11 protein-coding genes are annotated in these 16,338 nt (G+C 71.0%); 10 read left to right on the top strand and 1 reads right to left on the bottom strand.

Features of this window, described 5'->3' with window-relative positions; translation table 11 throughout:
- The first annotated feature begins 50 nt into the window (after positions 1 to 50).
- On the top strand, positions 51 to 1,589 hold the full coding sequence (gene mmsA / locus CLT75_RS10330; protein WP_135240601.1) for a multiple monosaccharide ABC transporter ATP-binding protein: 1,539 nt from the start codon (positions 51 to 53) through the stop codon (positions 1,587 to 1,589).
- Positions 1,586 to 2,836: a multiple monosaccharide ABC transporter permease gene (gene mmsB, locus CLT75_RS10325; RefSeq protein ID WP_135240600.1), complete on the top strand. Its 1,251-nt coding sequence runs from the start codon at positions 1,586 to 1,588 to the stop codon at positions 2,834 to 2,836. Before mmsA ends, mmsB begins: the two co-directional genes overlap by 4 nt.
- A gap of 59 nt (positions 2,837 to 2,895) precedes the next feature.
- Here mmsB and CLT75_RS10320 read toward each other — a convergent pair whose 3' ends face one another.
- Complete coding sequence (locus CLT75_RS10320; RefSeq protein ID WP_135240599.1) at positions 2,896 to 4,551, bottom strand: ricin-type beta-trefoil lectin domain protein; 1,656 nt, start codon at positions 4,549 to 4,551, stop codon at positions 2,896 to 2,898.
- 654 nt (positions 4,552 to 5,205) lie between these two features.
- Here CLT75_RS10320 and araB point away from each other — a divergent pair.
- The 8 genes from araB (at position 5,206) to CLT75_RS10280 (ending at position 16,166) form a co-directional block, all read left to right on the top strand.
- Positions 5,206 to 6,888 carry a ribulokinase gene (gene araB, locus CLT75_RS10315; protein ID WP_135240598.1) on the top strand — a complete coding sequence of 561 codons (1,683 nt, stop codon included), beginning with the start codon at positions 5,206 to 5,208 and terminating at the stop codon, positions 6,886 to 6,888.
- Positions 6,885 to 7,556 carry an L-ribulose-5-phosphate 4-epimerase gene (locus CLT75_RS10310; RefSeq protein ID WP_135240597.1) on the top strand — a complete coding sequence of 224 codons (672 nt, stop codon included), beginning with the start codon at positions 6,885 to 6,887 and terminating at the stop codon, positions 7,554 to 7,556. The genes araB and CLT75_RS10310 overlap by 4 nt, the downstream gene beginning before the upstream one ends.
- A 99-nt stretch (positions 7,557 to 7,655) precedes the next feature.
- Positions 7,656 to 8,651 (top strand): ABC transporter substrate-binding protein, encoded by a 996-nt coding sequence (locus CLT75_RS10305; RefSeq protein ID WP_135240596.1) that lies wholly within the window; start codon positions 7,656 to 7,658, stop codon positions 8,649 to 8,651.
- 72 nt (positions 8,652 to 8,723) lie between these two features.
- Positions 8,724 to 10,265, top strand: a complete 1,542-nt coding sequence (locus tag CLT75_RS10300; RefSeq protein WP_135240595.1) for a sugar ABC transporter ATP-binding protein — start codon at positions 8,724 to 8,726, stop codon at positions 10,263 to 10,265.
- Positions 10,262 to 11,332 (top strand): ABC transporter permease, encoded by a 1,071-nt coding sequence (locus CLT75_RS10295; protein WP_135240594.1) that lies wholly within the window; start codon positions 10,262 to 10,264, stop codon positions 11,330 to 11,332. Before CLT75_RS10300 ends, CLT75_RS10295 begins: the two co-directional genes overlap by 4 nt.
- Positions 11,329 to 12,321, top strand: a complete 993-nt coding sequence (gene yjfF / locus CLT75_RS10290; protein WP_013286824.1) for a galactofuranose ABC transporter, permease protein YjfF — start codon at positions 11,329 to 11,331, stop codon at positions 12,319 to 12,321. The genes CLT75_RS10295 and yjfF overlap by 4 nt, the downstream gene beginning before the upstream one ends.
- A gap of 26 nt (positions 12,322 to 12,347) precedes the next feature.
- Positions 12,348 to 13,850, top strand: coding sequence for an L-arabinose isomerase (gene araA, locus CLT75_RS10285; RefSeq protein WP_135240593.1), 1,503 nt, complete (start codon positions 12,348 to 12,350; stop codon positions 13,848 to 13,850).
- 246 nt (positions 13,851 to 14,096) lie between these two features.
- Positions 14,097 to 16,166 carry an RICIN domain-containing protein gene (locus CLT75_RS10280; RefSeq protein ID WP_486485118.1) on the top strand — a complete coding sequence of 690 codons (2,070 nt, stop codon included), beginning with the start codon at positions 14,097 to 14,099 and terminating at the stop codon, positions 16,164 to 16,166.
- The last annotated feature ends 172 nt before the right edge of the window (positions 16,167 to 16,338 follow it).

The raw sequence follows: 16,338 nt of genomic DNA, 5'->3' as shown, positions 1-16,338 counted from the left end.
ACCGGGCCCGTCCGCTCCGGACACCTCGACCACGAGCAGGACGGATACCCATGAGCGATCACATCCTCGAGATGCGGGGCATCACGAAGACCTTCCCGGGCGTGACCGCGCTCCAGGACGTCTCGCTCGCCGTACGGCGCGGCGAGATCCACGCGATCTGCGGTGAGAACGGCGCCGGCAAGTCCACCCTGATGAAGGTGCTGTCCGGCGTCTACCCGGCGGGCAGCTACGACGGCCAGATCGTCTTCGACGGCGAGCCGGTCGGGTTCCGGGGCATCCAGGACAGCGAGGCCCGCGGCATCGTCATCATCCACCAGGAACTGGCCCTGGTGCCGTACCTGTCGATCGCCGAGAACATCTTCCTCGGCAACGAGCGCCGCGGCCGGGGCGGGCTCATCGACTGGCACCGCACAAACGCGGAGGCCGCGGCGCTGCTGCGGTCGGTCGGGCTGCACGAGAACCCGGTCACCCCGGTCATCCAGCTCGGCGTCGGCAAGCAGCAGCTCGTGGAGATCGCCAAGGCGCTGTCCAAGAAGGTGCGGCTGCTGATCCTCGACGAGCCCACGGCGGCACTCAACGACGTCGACTCGGCGCACCTGCTGGACCTGATGCGCCGGCTGCGCGACCAGGGCATCACCTGCATCATGATCTCGCACAAGCTCGGCGAGATCACCGCCGTCGCCGACTCGACCACTGTCATCCGCGACGGCCGTACCGTCGAGACGCTGGACATGTCCGACAGCGCCGTCACCCAGGACCGGATCATCCGCGGCATGGTCGGCCGCGACCTGGCCGCCTTCTACCCGACCCGCAGCGTGACGCCCGGCGACGAGGTGCTGCGCATCGAGGACTGGTCGGTGCGCCACCCGACGCAGGACCGCCTGGTCGTCGACCGGGCCTCGCTGCATGTACGGGCCGGGGAGGTCGTCGGCATCGCCGGCCTGATGGGCGCCGGGCGCACCGAGCTGGCGATGAGCGTGTTCGGCCGGGCGTACGGCCGGGACATCAGGGGCCGGCTGTTCGTCAGGGGCCGCGAGGTACGGGCGCGCACCGTGGCCGAGGCCATCGCCAACGGCATCGCGTACGCCACCGAGGACCGCAAGCACTACGGCCTCAACCTCATCGACGACGTGCGGGGAAACATCTCGGCCGCCGCGCTCGACAAGCTGGCCCGGCGCGGCTGGATCGACGGCAACCGTGAGATCCAGGTCGCCGAGCGGGGCCGGCGCGACATGAACATCAAGGCGCCGACGGTGATGTCGGTCGTGGGCAAGCTCTCCGGCGGCAACCAGCAGAAGGTCGTGCTGGCGAAGTGGCTGTTCACCGACCCGGACGTGCTGATCCTCGACGAGCCGACCCGGGGCATCGACGTGGGCGCGAAGTTCGAGATCTACACGATCGTCAACCGGCTGGTGGCCGACGGCAAGGCCGTCGTGCTCATCTCCTCCGAACTGCCCGAGCTGCTCGGCATGTGCGACCGCATCTACACCCTGGCGGCCGGCCGGATCACCGGGGAGACGCCGGTGGCCGAGGCCACCCAGGAGAACCTGATGGAACTCATGACCAAGGACAGGGATCTCGTCCGATGACCAGCACGAAGCCTCCTCCCGCCACGAAGGTCGCCACGCCGGACACCGGCGCGGCGGCGACCCTGCACACCGGCACCAGCGACCCGCGCGCGCTGATCCTGGGCAACCTGCGGCAGAGCGGCATCTACATCGCCCTGGTGGTGATCGTCGCGCTGTTCGCCGTCCTCACCGACGGCGTCTCGCTGAGCCCCGGCAACCTGACGAACATCGTCCTGCAGTACTCCTACATCCTGGTGCTCGCGATCGGCATGGTCATCGTGATCATCGGCGGGCACATCGACCTGTCCGTGGGATCGGTGGTGGCGCTCACCGGAGCGGTCTCGGCGGTGCTGGTCATCCGCGAGGGCATGCCCTGGTGGGCCGGCGTCCTGGCCGCGCTCGCGGTGGGCGTCGCGGTCGGCGCGTGGCACGGGCTCTGGGTCGCGTACGCCGGCATCCCGGCGTTCATCGTCACCCTGGCCGGCATGCTGCTGTTCCGGGGACTGACGCTGCGCGTGCTGGACAACATCTCGCTGTCGCCGTTCCCGGAGGAGTACCAGCGGGTCGCGGCCGGCTTCCTCAACGGACTGCTGGGCGGCCAGGGCTACGACGCCTTCACGCTGTTCATCGGCGCGTTCGCCGTGGTCGGGTACGCGGTGAGCGTGTTCCGGACCCGGGTCGCCCGGGTGCGCCACGAGCAGCCGGTGGAGTCGTTCCCGCTGTTCGTGCTCCGGATCGTGGTGGTCGGCGCCGTGGTCATGTGGTTCGCCTGGCAGCTCGCCCACGCCCGGGGCCTGCCGATCGTGCTGATCGTGCTCGCAGTGCTCGTGCTCGTCTACGGCCTGCTCACCCGCCGCACGGTGTTCGGCCGCCAGGTGTACGCCATCGGCGGCAACCTGCCCGCGGCCATGCTGTCCGGCGTACGGGTGAAGCGGGTCAACTTCTGGATCTTCGTCAACATGGGCTTCCTGTCCGCCGTGGCGGGCGTCATCTACTCGTCCCGCTCCAACGGGGCCCAGCCGGCGGCGGGCAACATGTTCGAGCTGGACGCGATCGCGGCGGCGTTCATCGGCGGCGCGGCCGTCACCGGTGGCGTCGGCACCGTGGTCGGCGCCATGGTGGGTGGCCTGATCATGGCGGTGATGAGCAACGGGATGCAGCTCATGGGCGTCGACCAGTCCGTCCAGTCGGTGGTCAAGGGCCTGGTGCTGCTCGTCGCCGTGGCGTTCGACATCTGGAACAAGCGCCGGGCGGCCGGCGCCCGGTGACGGCCGGCCGGACGCTCGCCCCTTCGTCCGGCCGGCCGCCGTTCACCGGCCGTAGCCGCTCACGCCCGGCTCCACCGTTGGTTGGCGTTGCCGTGGCAGGTCCAGACGATCACCCGGGTGCCGTTCGCGGTGCCCGCGTTGTCGACGTCCAGGCACAGCGACGGGAAGCGCCCGTTGCTCACCGTGCCGTTGCCGTTGATGGTCCACTGCTGGTTGGTGCCGCCGTTGCAGTCCCAGATCTGCACCCGGGTGCCGGCCGTCGCGTTCGTCGGCACGTCCAGGCACTTGCCCAGCACCTGCAACGCCTGGCCGTTGGCGGTGAACTGCTGGTTGGCGTTGTTGTGGCAGTCCCAGATCAGCGTCCCGGTGCCGTTCGCGGTGCCGGCGTTGTCCACGTCGAGGCACCGGCCGGACGACTCGCTGCGCAGCCGGAACGTGGTCGGGACCGGCGGCGGGGTGGTGGTGCCGCCTCCGCTGACCCGGTAGACCACGGTGCCGTGCGCGGGCACGCTGGCGGAGATCGTGCCGGTGGTGGTGGAGGTGGCGTCGGTCCACGCGTCGCGCAGCGTGAACGAGCTGCCGCTCTTGCCCACCGCCGCCGCCGTGGTGGAGACGGTGGTGGTCGAGCCGCCCTGGTTGAACAGGGCGACCGCCACGTCGCCGTTTGCGAGCGGCTTGGCCAGCACCCGCCGGGTGCCGTCGAAGGAGACCTGGGCCGCCTGACGGCCGAGCGCGTCCTGGTTGATCGCGACCAGGTTCGCGTTGCGCAGGATCGCCAGCGTGGCCGCGTTCGCCGACCGTACGTCGTTGCCCATCATCAGCGGCGCGGCCAGGACCGCCCAGAGCGCGAAGTGGCTGCGCATCTCGGTGTCGTTCATGCCCCCGCGGCCGACCTCGAGCATGTCCGGGTCGTTGAACCCGCCGGGCGCGGCGTACCCGGCCAGCGGCACCGTGACGTCGACGATGTTCTGGATGCCCATCGGGTAGCCGTTTGTCTGGCCGGTGTTCCACGCGTTGGTGATGTCCTCGGTGGTCCGCCAGAGGTTCGCCACGTCGCTCCAGTTGCGCTGCGGCCCGGTCTTGGCGTGGTAGCTGTTGGGGTTGATGCTGTAGACGATCGGCCGGCCGGTGGAGGCCAGCGCGTCGCGCATGATGCCGAACCGCGCCACCTGGTCGTTGATGGTGCCGGTGGACGAGCACCAGTCGTACTTGAGGTAGTCCACGCCCCAGGCGGCGAACTGCCGCGCGTCCTGGTACTCGTGGTTGAGGCTGCCGGTGGCGCCGGGGAACGCGCCGCCGACCTGGGCGCAGGTCTTGTCCAGCGGCACCTGGTAGATGCCGAACAGCAGGCCCCTGGCGTGCAGGTAGTCACCGAGCGACTTCATCCCGCTGGGGAACCGCTGCGGGTGCGCCTGGAGGTTGCCCTGCGCGTCCCGGTTCGGGTCGAACCAGCAGTCGTCCACGACGACGTACTTGTAGCCGAGGTCGCGCAGGCCGTTGCTGACGATCGCGTCGGCGGTCTGGCGGATGAGGGTCTCGTTGATGTTGCAGCCGAAGGTGTTCCAGGTGTTCCACCCCATCGGCGGGGTACGGGCGACGCCGTTGTCCAGCGCCCGTGCGGGACGCGGGGCCACGGCCTGGTCGGTGACTGTCGCGGCGAGCGCCACCGCCGCGACGCCCAGGACGGCGAGCGTCCGTCGGGTCCATCTGCGCACTGATCCTCCTCGGTCGCCGGGCGCCGGCCGTGCCGGCGTCCGGTTGGGAGCGGCCCGCCGATCGCGCGGCGTCGCCCGGGGTGCGCGGGGACGTACGCGGCACGGCAGTGGAGAGGGGCCGGCCGGTCACCGGCGGGCGCTCGTGGGTGGTGGGGTCCGGCGGTCGACGGGGTCGCCGTCCGCGTCGCCGCCCGGCTGCGGCGCCGGGGTTTCCCGGACGGCGGCGCCACGAAGCAGGGATGGCGAGAATGTTATCGCTGACATCAAACCCTGTAAATAGCGAGACGGCCCGGCCGGCCCGTGCCGGCGACCGTTCGCGCGGGTGTCGGGGCCGGGAAAAGTGCCGCTGAGGGGCGCTGTGCGACCTCGGGAGGCCCTCTCTGCGGGCCGGAGCCCGCAGCGTCGATCGCGGCCGCTCGACGATCCACTAGGGCATCGATTGTTGTCGCTAACAAGACGTTCGCCGGGGCTCGTCGGCCGGACCGGGAGCGCGCCCGTGTGGATCTCCTTCGGGCGCGGCCCCGCCGGTCCGTGCCGCCCGGCCGCGGTGGTCCGGCGAGGGTGGCCCCTCGTTACGTAGCTGTTGCCCGGAGGTGTCTTGACGGATGTATATGTGAGCGCTAACACTAACTCCGTGACACGGCGGAGGTGCAAATGAGCGAAGTGGACGCGTCCGACCGGTACGTGATCGGTGTCGATTTCGGCACGCTGTCCGGGCGGGCGCTCGTGGTCCGCGTCCGGGACGGCGCCGAACTCGGTACGGCGGTGCACGAGTACCGGCGCGGGGTCATCGAGACCGCGCTTCCCGACGGCGGCGCGGCGCTGCCCCCGGACTGGGCCCTCCAGGACCCGGACGACTACCGCGACGTGCTGCGCCACGCGGTGCCGGCCGCGCTCGCCGAAGCCGGCGTGGACCCGTCCCGGGTGGTGGGCATCGGCACCGACTTCACCGCCTGCACCGTGCTCCCGACGCTCGCCGACGGCACGCCGCTGTGCGAGATCCCGCATCTGCGCGACCGCCCGCACGCCTGGGTGAAGCTCTGGAAGCACCACGCCGCGCAGCCGCACGCCGACCGGATCAACGCGCTGGCGGCCGAACGCGGCGAACCGTGGCTCGGCCGCTACGGCGGCAAGATCTCCGCGGAGTGGCAGTTCGCCAAGGGCCTGCAGATCCTGGAGGAGGACCCGGAGGTCTACCGCCGGGCCGAGCGCTTCATCGAGGCCGCCGACTGGATCGTGTGGCAGCTCTGCGGCGCCGAGAGCCGCAACGTCTGCACGGCCGGCTACAAGGGCATCCGGCAGGACGGCCGCTACCCGTCGGCGGACTACCTGGCCGCGCTCGCCCCCGGCTTCGCCGACTTCGTGACCAAGCTGGACGGTCCGCTGCTGCCGCTGGGCGCGCGGGCCGGCACGCTCAGCGCCCGCGCCGCCGCCTGGACCGGACTGCCCGAGGGCATCGCGGTCGCGGCCGGCAACGTCGACGCCCACGTCACCGCCGCGTCGGCCCAGGCGCTGCGACCCGGCCGTCTGGTCGCCATCATGGGCACCTCCACCTGCCACGTCCTCAACGGCACCCACCCGGCCGAGGTGCCGGGCATGTGCGGCGTGGTCGACGGCGGCATCAGCCCCGGCGCCTGGGGCTTCGAGGCCGGGCAGAGCGGGGTGGGGGACATCTTCGGCTGGTTCGTCCGCCACGCCGCCCCGGCCGGGTTCGACTCGCACGAGCGGCTCACCGAGGCCGCCGCCGCCCAGCCGGTCGGCGCGCACGGGCTGGTGGCGCTGGACTGGTGGAACGGCAACCGGTCCCTGCTGGTCAACCACGACCTCAGCGGGCTGGTCGTCGGGCTGACGCTCGCCACCCGCCCGCCGGACGTCTACCGGGCGCTGCTGGAGGCCACCGCGTACGGCACCCGGATGATCGTCGAGGCGTTCGCGCAGGCCGGTGTGCCCGTCGACGACCTGGTGGTGGCCGGCGGGCTCACCTCCAACCGGCTGCTCATGCAGATCTACGCCGACGTCACCGACCGGCCGCTGAGCATCATCGGCTCCGCCCAGGGCCCGGCGCTCGGCTCGGCCATCCACGCGGCTGTCGCCGCCGGGGCGTACCCGACGATCCACGAGGCGTCCGCCGCGATGGGGCGCATCGACGAGGCCGTCTACCGGCCCGTACCGGAGAACGTGCGGGCCTACGACGCCCTGTACGCCGAGTACCGCGCGTTGCACGACCACTTCGGCCGCGGCGCGAACGACGTCATGCTCCGCCTGCGGGCGATCCGCAACGCGGCGGTCGACGCCGCCGCGGACCGCGCCGCCGCGACCCTGGAGGTGGTCGGATGAACAGCCAGGTCGACGCGCTGCGCGAGACGGTGGCGCGCCTGCACCGCGAACTGACCCGCTACGACCTGGTGGCCTGGACCGCCGGCAACGTGTCGGCCCGCGTACCCGGTCAGGACCTGATGGTCATCAAGCCCAGCGGCGTCGACTACGACGACCTGACCGCGGCGGCCATGGTGGTCTGCGACCTCAACGGCGCGGTGGTCGACGGCGACGGCGCCCCGTCCAGCGACACCGCCGCGCACGCCTACGTCTACCGCGCGATGCCCGAGGTCGGCGGCGTCGTGCACACGCACAGCGGGTACGCCACCGCCTGGGCGGCCCGCGGCGAGGCGATCCCGTGCTGGCTGACCGCGCAGGCCGACGAGTTCGGCGGGGAGATCCCGATCGGACCGTTCGCGCTGATCGGCGGCGACGACATCGGCAAGGGCATCGTCAGCACGCTGTCCGGGCACCGCTCACCCGCGGTGCTCATGCGCAACCACGGCGTCTTCACCATCGGCCGCGACGCCCGGGCGGCGGTCAAGGCCGCAGTGATGTGCGAGGACGTGGCCCGCACCGCACACCTGGCCCGGGCGCTCGGCCGGCCGGTGCCGATCGCGCCGGCCGACATCGACTCGCTCTACGACCGCTACCAGAACGTGTACGGCCAACGCCCGCCGGCGCACTGACCCCGGACCGCGCCGCGCACCCCCCCACCACCACACCCGGGCCGCTCCGGCTCCCCGCCGGACGTGCGCCCGGAACATCCAACCCCCGGAGGAGAATCGATGAGAAGCAGGAGCACGGCACGCACGGTCATCGCGGCGTTCGCCGGCGTGCTGCTCGCCGCCAGCATGGCCGCGTGCGGCAACAGCGACACCGGCGGCGGTTCCGGCGACGGCAACGACAAGATCGTCCTGGGCTTCTCCCAGGTGGGCGCCGAGAGCGGCTGGCGCACCGCCAACACCACCTCGATCAAGGAGGCGGCGGCCGAGGCGGGCATCGAGCTGAAGTTCGACGACGCCCAGCAGAAGCAGGAGAACCAGATCAAGGCGATCCGCAACTTCATCCAGCAGAAGGTCGACGTGATCGCCTTCTCGCCGGTGGTGGAGTCCGGCTGGGACACCGTGCTCAAGGAGGCCAAGGACGCCAAGATCCCGGTGATCCTGACCGACCGCGCCGTCGACTCGGCCGACAAGTCGCTCTACAAGACGTTCCTCGGCTCGGACTTCGTCAAGGAGGGCCGCCTCGCCGGCGAGTGGCTGGTGGAGCAGAAGAAGTCCGCGTCCGGCCCGGTCAACATCGTGGAGCTGCAGGGCACCACCGGCTCGGCGCCGGCCAACGACCGGAAGAAGGGCTTCGCCGAGGCGATCGCCGCCAACCCCAACCTGAAGATCGTCGCCTCGCAGACCGGTGACTTCACCCGCGCCGGCGGCAAGCAGGTGATGGAGCAGTTCCTCAAGGCCAACCCGAAGATCGACGTGCTCTTCGCGCACAACGACGACATGGGCCTGGGCGCGCTCGAGGCGATCACCGCGGCGGGTAAGGAGCCCGGCAAGGACATCACCATCATCACCGTCGACGCGGTGAAGGACGGCATGCAGGCCCTCGCGGACGGCAAGTTCAACTTCATCGCCGAGTGCAGCCCGCTGCTCGGCCCGCAGCTGATGGACCTGGTCAAGAAGGTCAAGGCCGGCGAGGAGGTGCCCGCCCGGATCGAGACCGAGGAGACCACGTTCACCCAGGAGCAGGCCAAGGAGGCACTGCCCAACCGCAAGTACTGAGTCACCCGGGGGTCGCCGTCGCAACCGACGGCGGCCCCCGTACCACCACCGTCGAAGAAGAGGTCCGATGGGATGACGGGTAACCGTCCGGTCCTGACCATGACCGGCATCAGCAAGACCTTCCCCGGGGTCCGCGCGCTGCACGACGTCGACTTCCGGCTGTTCCCGGGCGAGGTCCACGCCCTGATGGGCGAGAACGGCGCCGGCAAGTCCACCTTGATCAAGGTGTTGACCGGCGTCTACGGGACCGACGCGGGCGTCGTCACGCTCGACGGCGAGCAGGTCTCGTTCACCGGTCCGATGCAGGCCGCCGCGGCCGGTGTCAGCACCGTGTACCAGGAGGTCAACCTCTGCACCAACCTGTCGGTGGCGGAGAACGTCTTCATCGGCCGGGAACCCCGCCGGTTCGGCGCGGTGCGCTGGGGCGAGATGCGCCGCCGGGCCCGCGACCTGCTGGCCCGGCTCGACCTCGACCTCGACGTCGGCGCGCCGCTCGGCTCGTACTCGCTGGCGGTGCAGCAGATGGTCGCCATCGCCCGGGCGATCGACGTGCGGGCCCGGGTGCTGATCCTGGACGAGCCGACGTCCAGCCTGGACGCCGGTGAGGTCGCGCAGCTGTTCCGGATCATGCGGCAACTGCGCGACGAGGGGATCGCGATCCTGTTCGTCACCCACTTCCTCGACCAGGTCTACGGCATCGCCGACCGGATCACGGTGCTGCGCAACGGCCGGCTCGTGGGGGAGTACCGCACCGAGGAGCTGCCGCAGTTCAGCCTGGTCGAGAAGATGATCGGGCAGGAGCTGGACGTGCTGGAGCGGCTCGACGAGCAGCAGAAGCGCGCCACGGTCGACGCCGGCGGCGCGGCCCCGCTGGTGGACGCCGCCGAACTCGGCCGGCGCGGCGCGGTCGCCCCGTTCAGCCTGCGCATCCACGCCGGCGAGGTGGTCGGCCTGGCCGGGCTGCTCGGCTCCGGCCGGACCGAGGTGGCGCGGCTGATCTTCGGCGCGGACCGGGCCGACCACGGCCAGGTCCGGCTCGACGGCGGCCGGGCGCCGGTCCGCAACCCGATCCAGGCCATCGGCCAGGGCGTCGGGTTCTGCTCGGAGAACCGCCGGGCCGAGGGCATCGTCCCGGAACTCACCGTCCGGGAGAACATGATCCTGGCGATGCAGGCGGCGCGCGGCTGGCTGCGCCCGATCCCGCGCCGCCGCCAGGACGAGCTGGTCCGCAGGTACGTCGAGGCGCTGAGCATCCGCCCGGCCAACCCGGAGCTGCCGGTGCGCAACCTCTCCGGCGGCAACCAGCAGAAGGTGCTGCTGGCCCGCTGGCTGATCACCGAGCCGCGCCTGCTGATCCTGGACGAGCCGACCCGCGGCATCGACGTCGGCGCCAAGGCCGAGATCCAGAAGCTGGTGGTGCAGCTCTCCGACGGCGGCATGGCGGTGCTGTTCATCTCCGCCGAGCTGGAGGAGGTGCTGCGCCTGAGCCACCGCGTCGCGGTGATGCGCGACCGGGAGATGGTCGCCCAGCTCGACAACGACGACACGCTCGACGCCGACCGCGTCATGCGCACCATCGCCAGTGGAACGCCCCGGGAGGAGGTGACCCGATGACCGCTGTCGCCGACCGCCTCCGCCCGCTGACCGGCCACCGCCTGTTCTGGCCGGCGCTCGTGCTCGTGGTCATGATCGCCGCGAACACCGTCTACCGTCCCGGCTTCCTCGCCGTCGAGGTCAAGAACGGCCACCTGTACGGCACACCGATCGACATCCTCCGGCTGAGCGCGCCACTGATCCTGGTCGCGCTCGGGATGACGCTCGTCATCGCCACCGGCGGCATCGACCTGTCGGTCGGGTCGCTCTGCGCGATCAGCGGCGCGATCGCCTGCCTGCACATCAGCGGGGCGGCCGACCAGAACAGCCCGGCCACGGTGGCCACCGCGCTGGCCCTGGCCTTCGGCACCGCGCTCGTGCTCGGCGCCTGGAACGGGATACTCGTGGCGGTCATCGGCATCCAGCCGATCATCGCCACGCTGATCCTCATGGTGGCCGGACGGGGCATCGCCCAGCTGGTCACCGAGGGCCAGATCATCACCATCAACTCCGGTCCGTACCGGGCGATCGGGCTCGGGCACTTCCTGACGCTGCCGCTGGCCATCCTGATCGCGCTCGCCGCCGCGCTGCTCGTGGCCGCGTTCACCCGCCGCACCGCGCTCGGCCTGATCGTCGAGTCGGTCGGCGGCAACGCCGAGGCCAGCCGGCTCGCCGGCATCCGGTCGCGGCGCATCGTCTTCCTCGTCTACGTGATCAGCGCCGCCTGCGCCGCGATCGCCGGCTTCATGGTCACCGCGAACGTCTCCAGCGCCGACGGCAACGCCGCCGGCCTGTGGATCGAGCTCGACGCGATCCTGGCGGTCGTCATCGGCGGCACGTCGCTGGCCGGCGGCCGGTTCTCCCTCGGCGGCACCGTCCTCGGCGCGCTGATCATCCAGACCCTGACCACCACCGTGTACGCGATGAACATCTCGCCGCAGACGTCGCTGCTGTTCAAAGCGGTCGTCGTCATCGCCGTCTGCCTCGTGCAGGCCCCGGCGTTCCGGGCCCGGCTGCGCCGGCGACGGCGCGGGGCCGAACCCGGCCCGGCGGCACCGCAGCGGGAGAAGGAGCAGGTGCCGGCATGAGCAGCACGTCGTTGACCACCGGCCGCTCCTGGCGGCCCAGCCTGCCCCGGCGGCACGTCCCGGTGCTGGCCACGCTCGCCCTGCTGCTGGTCATGTACGGCATCGGCGTGTCCCAGTACCGCGCCTTCTCCAACGTCCAGGTCGTCTTCAACGTCTTCATCGACAACGGCTTCCTGCTCGTCGTCGCGGTCGGCATGACGTTCGTGATCCTCACCGGCGGCATCGACCTGTCCGTCGGCTCGGTGGTGGCGATGACCGCGATGGTGTCGGCCGCGCTGCTGCGCGACGGCCTGCCCGCGGCCCTGGTGCTGGTGATCGCGCTGCTGATCGGCCCGACGCTCGGCTTCCTGATGGGCTGCGCGATCCACTTCTTCGAGATCCAGCCGTTCATCGTGACACTCGCCGGGATGTTCTTCGCCCGGGGCATGTGCACGTTCATCAGCGACGCCTCGATCTCCATCACCGACGGTTTCTGGACCTCGATGTCGCAGCAGCGCATCGGCGACCCGGCCGGCAACTTCGTGTCGATCAGCGTGCTGATCGCGTTCGCGGTGGTGCTGATCGCGGCGTACGTGCTGGCGTACACCCGGTTCGGCCGCAACGTGTACGCGGTCGGCGGCAACGCCCAGTCGGCGCTGCTGATGGGCCTGCCGGTGGCGCGGACCCGGATCGCCGTCTACACGATCAGCGGGCTCTGCTCGGCGATCGGCGGCATCCTGCTGTCGTTCTACACGCTGTCCGGCGCGCCGCTGATCGCCGTCGGGATGGAGCTGGACGTGATCGCCGCCGTGGTGATCGGCGGCACCGTGCTCACCGGCGGATCCGGGTACGTCTTCGGCACCGTGCTCGGCGTGCTGGTGCTGGGCGTGATCCAGACGCTGATCACGTTCGACGGCAGCCTCAACTCCTGGTGGACCAAGATCGTGATCGGCGGCCTGCTGTTCGCGTTCATCCTCCTCCAGCGCCTCATCGGCATCCGGTTCAAGTGACGGTTCCTAGCGCGGAAGGCAACAACATGGCAACTCACCCCCAGCCCGAGGTCTGGTTCCTCACCGGCAGCCAGGGCCTCTACGGCGAGGACACCCTGCGGCAGGTCGCCGAGCAGTCCCGGCAGATCGCCGCGCGCCTGGACGAGTCGCCGGACATCCCCGTACGCGTGGTCTGGAAGCCGGTCCTCACCTCCAGCGCGGACATCCTCGCCGCCTGCCGGGACGCGGCAGTGCAGGGCGCGGTCGGGGTGATCGCCTGGATGCACACTTTCTCCCCGGCCAAGATGTGGATCTCCGGGCTGGACGCGCTGCGCACGCCGCTGCTGCACCTGCACACGCAGGCCAATGTGGCGCTGCCGTGGGACGACATCGACATGGACTTCATGAACCTCAACCAGGCGGCGCACGGCGACCGGGAGTTCGGGTTCATCCAGACCCGGCTCGGGGTGGCCCGCAAGACCGTCGCCGGGCACGTCACCGACCCCCGGGTGGTCGGGCGGGTCGCGGCCTGGGCCCGCGCCGCGATCGGCTGGTCGGCGGTGCGGACACTGCGGCTGGCCCGCTTCGGCGACAACATGCGCGACGTCGCGGTCACCGAGGGGGACAAGGTCGAGGCGGAGCTGCGCTTCGGCGTCTCGGTGAACACCTACGGCGTCAACGACCTGGTCGCCGCCGTCGACCAGGTGCCCGACGCGCAGGTCGACGACCTGGTCAAGGAGTACGACGACACCTACCGCGTCGCCGCCGAGCTGCGGCCCGGCGGGGACCGGCACGACTCGCTGCGGTACGCGGCGCGCCAGGAGCTGGGCCTGCGCGCGTTCCTCGACGCCGGCGGTTTCCGGGCGTTCACCACGAACTTCGAGGACCTCGGCGGGCTGCGCCAGCTCCCCGGGATCGCGGTGCAGCGCCTGATGGCCGACGGCTACGGCTTCGGCGGCGAGGGGGACTGGAAGACCTCGGTGCTGGTGCACACCCTCAAGGCGATGGCCGTGGGCGTGCCGGGCGGCACCTCGTTCATGGAGGACTACACCTACGACCTGACGCTCGGCCAGGAGCTGATCCTCGGCGCGCACATGCTGGAGGTGTGCCCGAGCATCGCCGCCGACGTGCCGAGCGCGGAGGTGCACCCGCTGAGCATCGGCGGCCGCGAGGACCCGGTACGCCTGGTCTTCGACGCCGCGCCCGGCCCGGCCGTCGTGCTGGGCATGGCCGACATGGGGGAGCGGTTCCGGCTGATCGCCAACGCGGTGGACGTGGTGCCGCCGCCGCACCCGCTGCGCCGGCTGCCGGTGGCGCGCGCGGTCTGGCGTCCGCAGCCCGACCTGGCCGGCTCGGCGGAGGCGTGGATCACCGCGGGCGCGCCGCACCACACCGTGCTGTCCCAGGCCGTCGGCGTGGAGGAGCTGCGCGACCTGGCCGCGATGGCCCGCACCGAGCTGGTGGTCATCGACGCCGAGACGCGCCCGCACCGCTTCGCCGACGAGCTGCGCTGGAACCAGGCGTACTACCGGCTCGCCCGGGGTTTCTGAGCCCTCGCCGGCCGACCGTGCCGGCCCGCGCGGCGGTGCCCCGCGTTACGGCTTGACGAACGGCATGTTATCGCTCACAGTCGATGGATAGGGTCACCGGCACCGCTCGCGGGCCGTTCCGGGCGCGATCTGCGCCGCAGTTGCCAGGGATCCGACTCCCGCCTGGGTGGGCATCGCTGTTAGCGATAACGCCGACGTCGTCGGCGCGTGCCGCCGTGCCCGGGTTCCGGTCGACGAAGGAGGATCATGGTGACGGCTCGACTGTCCCGTGGACGTGGACGCCTGGCCCGGCTGCTGGCCGGGGTGGTGGCGCTGCTTGTCGGTGGCGTGGTGGTGGGCGCCGTGCCCGCGCCCGTCTCCGCGGCCACGGTGGACACCAGCGCGTACTACGTGCTGGTGAACCGCAACAGCGGCAAGGCGCTGGACCTGTACAACCAGGCCACGAACGACGGGGCGCGGATCACCCAGTGGACGCGCAACGACGGTGCCTGGCAGCAGTGGCAGTTCGTGGACTCCGGCGGTGGCTACTACCGGCTGCGGTCCCGGCACTCCGGCAAGGTGCTGGACGTGACCGGCGCGTCCACCGCCAACGGCGCGGCGGTGGTCCAGTGGACCGACCACGGCGGCACCAACCAGCAGTTCCGGCTGGCCGACTCCGACGGCGGGTACGTCCGGCTGATCAACCGGAACTCGAACAAGGTGATGGAGGTGCAGAACGCCTCCACCGCCGACGGCGGCAACATCGTCCAGTACGACGACTGGAACGGCGCGAACCAGCAGTGGCAGCTCGTCCGCGTCGGCGACAACCCCGGCACCCCGGGCGGCAGCTTCACCAACCCGGCCGTCTGGCAGGACTTCGCCGACGTCGACATCATCCGGGTCGGCGACGTCTACTACATGTCCGCCTCCACCATGCACTACTCGCCGGGCGCGCCGGTGCTGCGCTCCTGGGACCTGGTGAACTGGGAGTTCGCCGGGCACTCGGTGCCGCGGCTGGAGTTCGGCACCAAGTACGACCTGAGCGCCGGCGAGCAGGCGTACGTGGACGGCATCTGGGCGTCGACGCTGAACTACCGGCCGAGCAACCGCACGTTCTACTGGGCCGGGTGCATCGACTTCGCGCAGACCCACATCTACACCGCCACCGCCGTGGACGGCGCGTGGAACCGCCTGACCACCATCCCCAACTGCTACTACGACGCCGGCATGTTGATCGACGACAACGACACGATGTACGTCGCGTACGGCAACGGCACGATCAGCGTGGCCCAGCTCTCCGCCGACGGGCGCAGCCAGGTCCGGGCCCAGCAGGTCTACCAGACGCCGTCGAGCATCGGCACGCTGGAGGGCGCGCGCTTCTACAAGCGCAACGGCGCGTACTACATCTGGCTGACCCGGCCGGCCAACGGCCAGTACGTGCTGAAGTCCACGAACGGCCCGTTCGGCCCGTACGAGCAGCGGCAGGTGCTGCTCAACCTGCCCGGCCCGATCTCCGGTGGCGGTGTGCCGCACCAGGGCGGGCTGGTGCAGACGCAGACCGGCGCCTGGTACTACATGGCGTTCACCGACGCGTACCCGGGCGGCCGGATGCCGACGCTGGCGCCGATCACCTGGACCTCCGACGGCTGGCCGCAGGTGCAGACTGTCAACGGCGCCTGGGGCGCGAGCTACCCCAACCCGCTGCCGACCCGCGCGGTCAAGCCGCTCACCGGCACCGACACGTTCTCCGGCACCACGCTCGGCCCGCAGTACGAGTGGAACCACAACCCGGACAACAGCAGGTGGTCGGTGAACAACGGCCTGCGGTTGCAGACCGCCACCGTCACGAACGACCTGTACCGGGCCCGCAACACGCTCACCCACCGCATCCAGGGTCCGACCTCGACCGGCACGATCGAGCTGGACTACTCGGCCATGCGCGACGGTGACCGGGCCGGCCTGGCGATGCTGCGGGACAGCTCGGCCTGGATCGGCGTACGGCGGGACAACGGCGCGACCCGCGTGGTGATGACGAACGGCCTGACCATGGGCTCGAACTGGAACACCACGAGCACCGGTACGGAGATCGCCGGTGCGGCGGTGTCCGGCGGGCGGATCTGGCTGCGGGCGAACGCCGACATCCGGCCCGGCTCGGGCCGGCAGGCGCGGTTCTCCTACAGCACCGACGGGGTGAACTTCGTGTCGTTCGGTAACGCGCTGACGCTCAACAACGCGTGGCAGTTCTTCATGGGCTACCGGTTCGGCTTCTTCAACTACGCCACCCAATCCCTCGGCGGCGCGGTGACGGTGCGGCAGTTCTCGCTGACGACACCGTGACAACGGTCACCATTCGCGGCCGTTGACACATCTTCGACAACCCGGGGTGCGGCTCCGGCAATCGCCGGAAATGCCGCACCCCGGGCGCAATTCCACCCGCTCCGAGCTGCCTGTTCGTGCCACTGCGTAACGGAAGGGAATGAGCCGCCTGTCGATTCCCCGATATCGCCGC

It is taken from the genome of Micromonospora sp. CNZ285, assembly GCF_004637285.1.
Note: the sequence above shows the minus strand (reverse complement) of the source record. Positions and strands in the feature narration are given on the sequence as shown.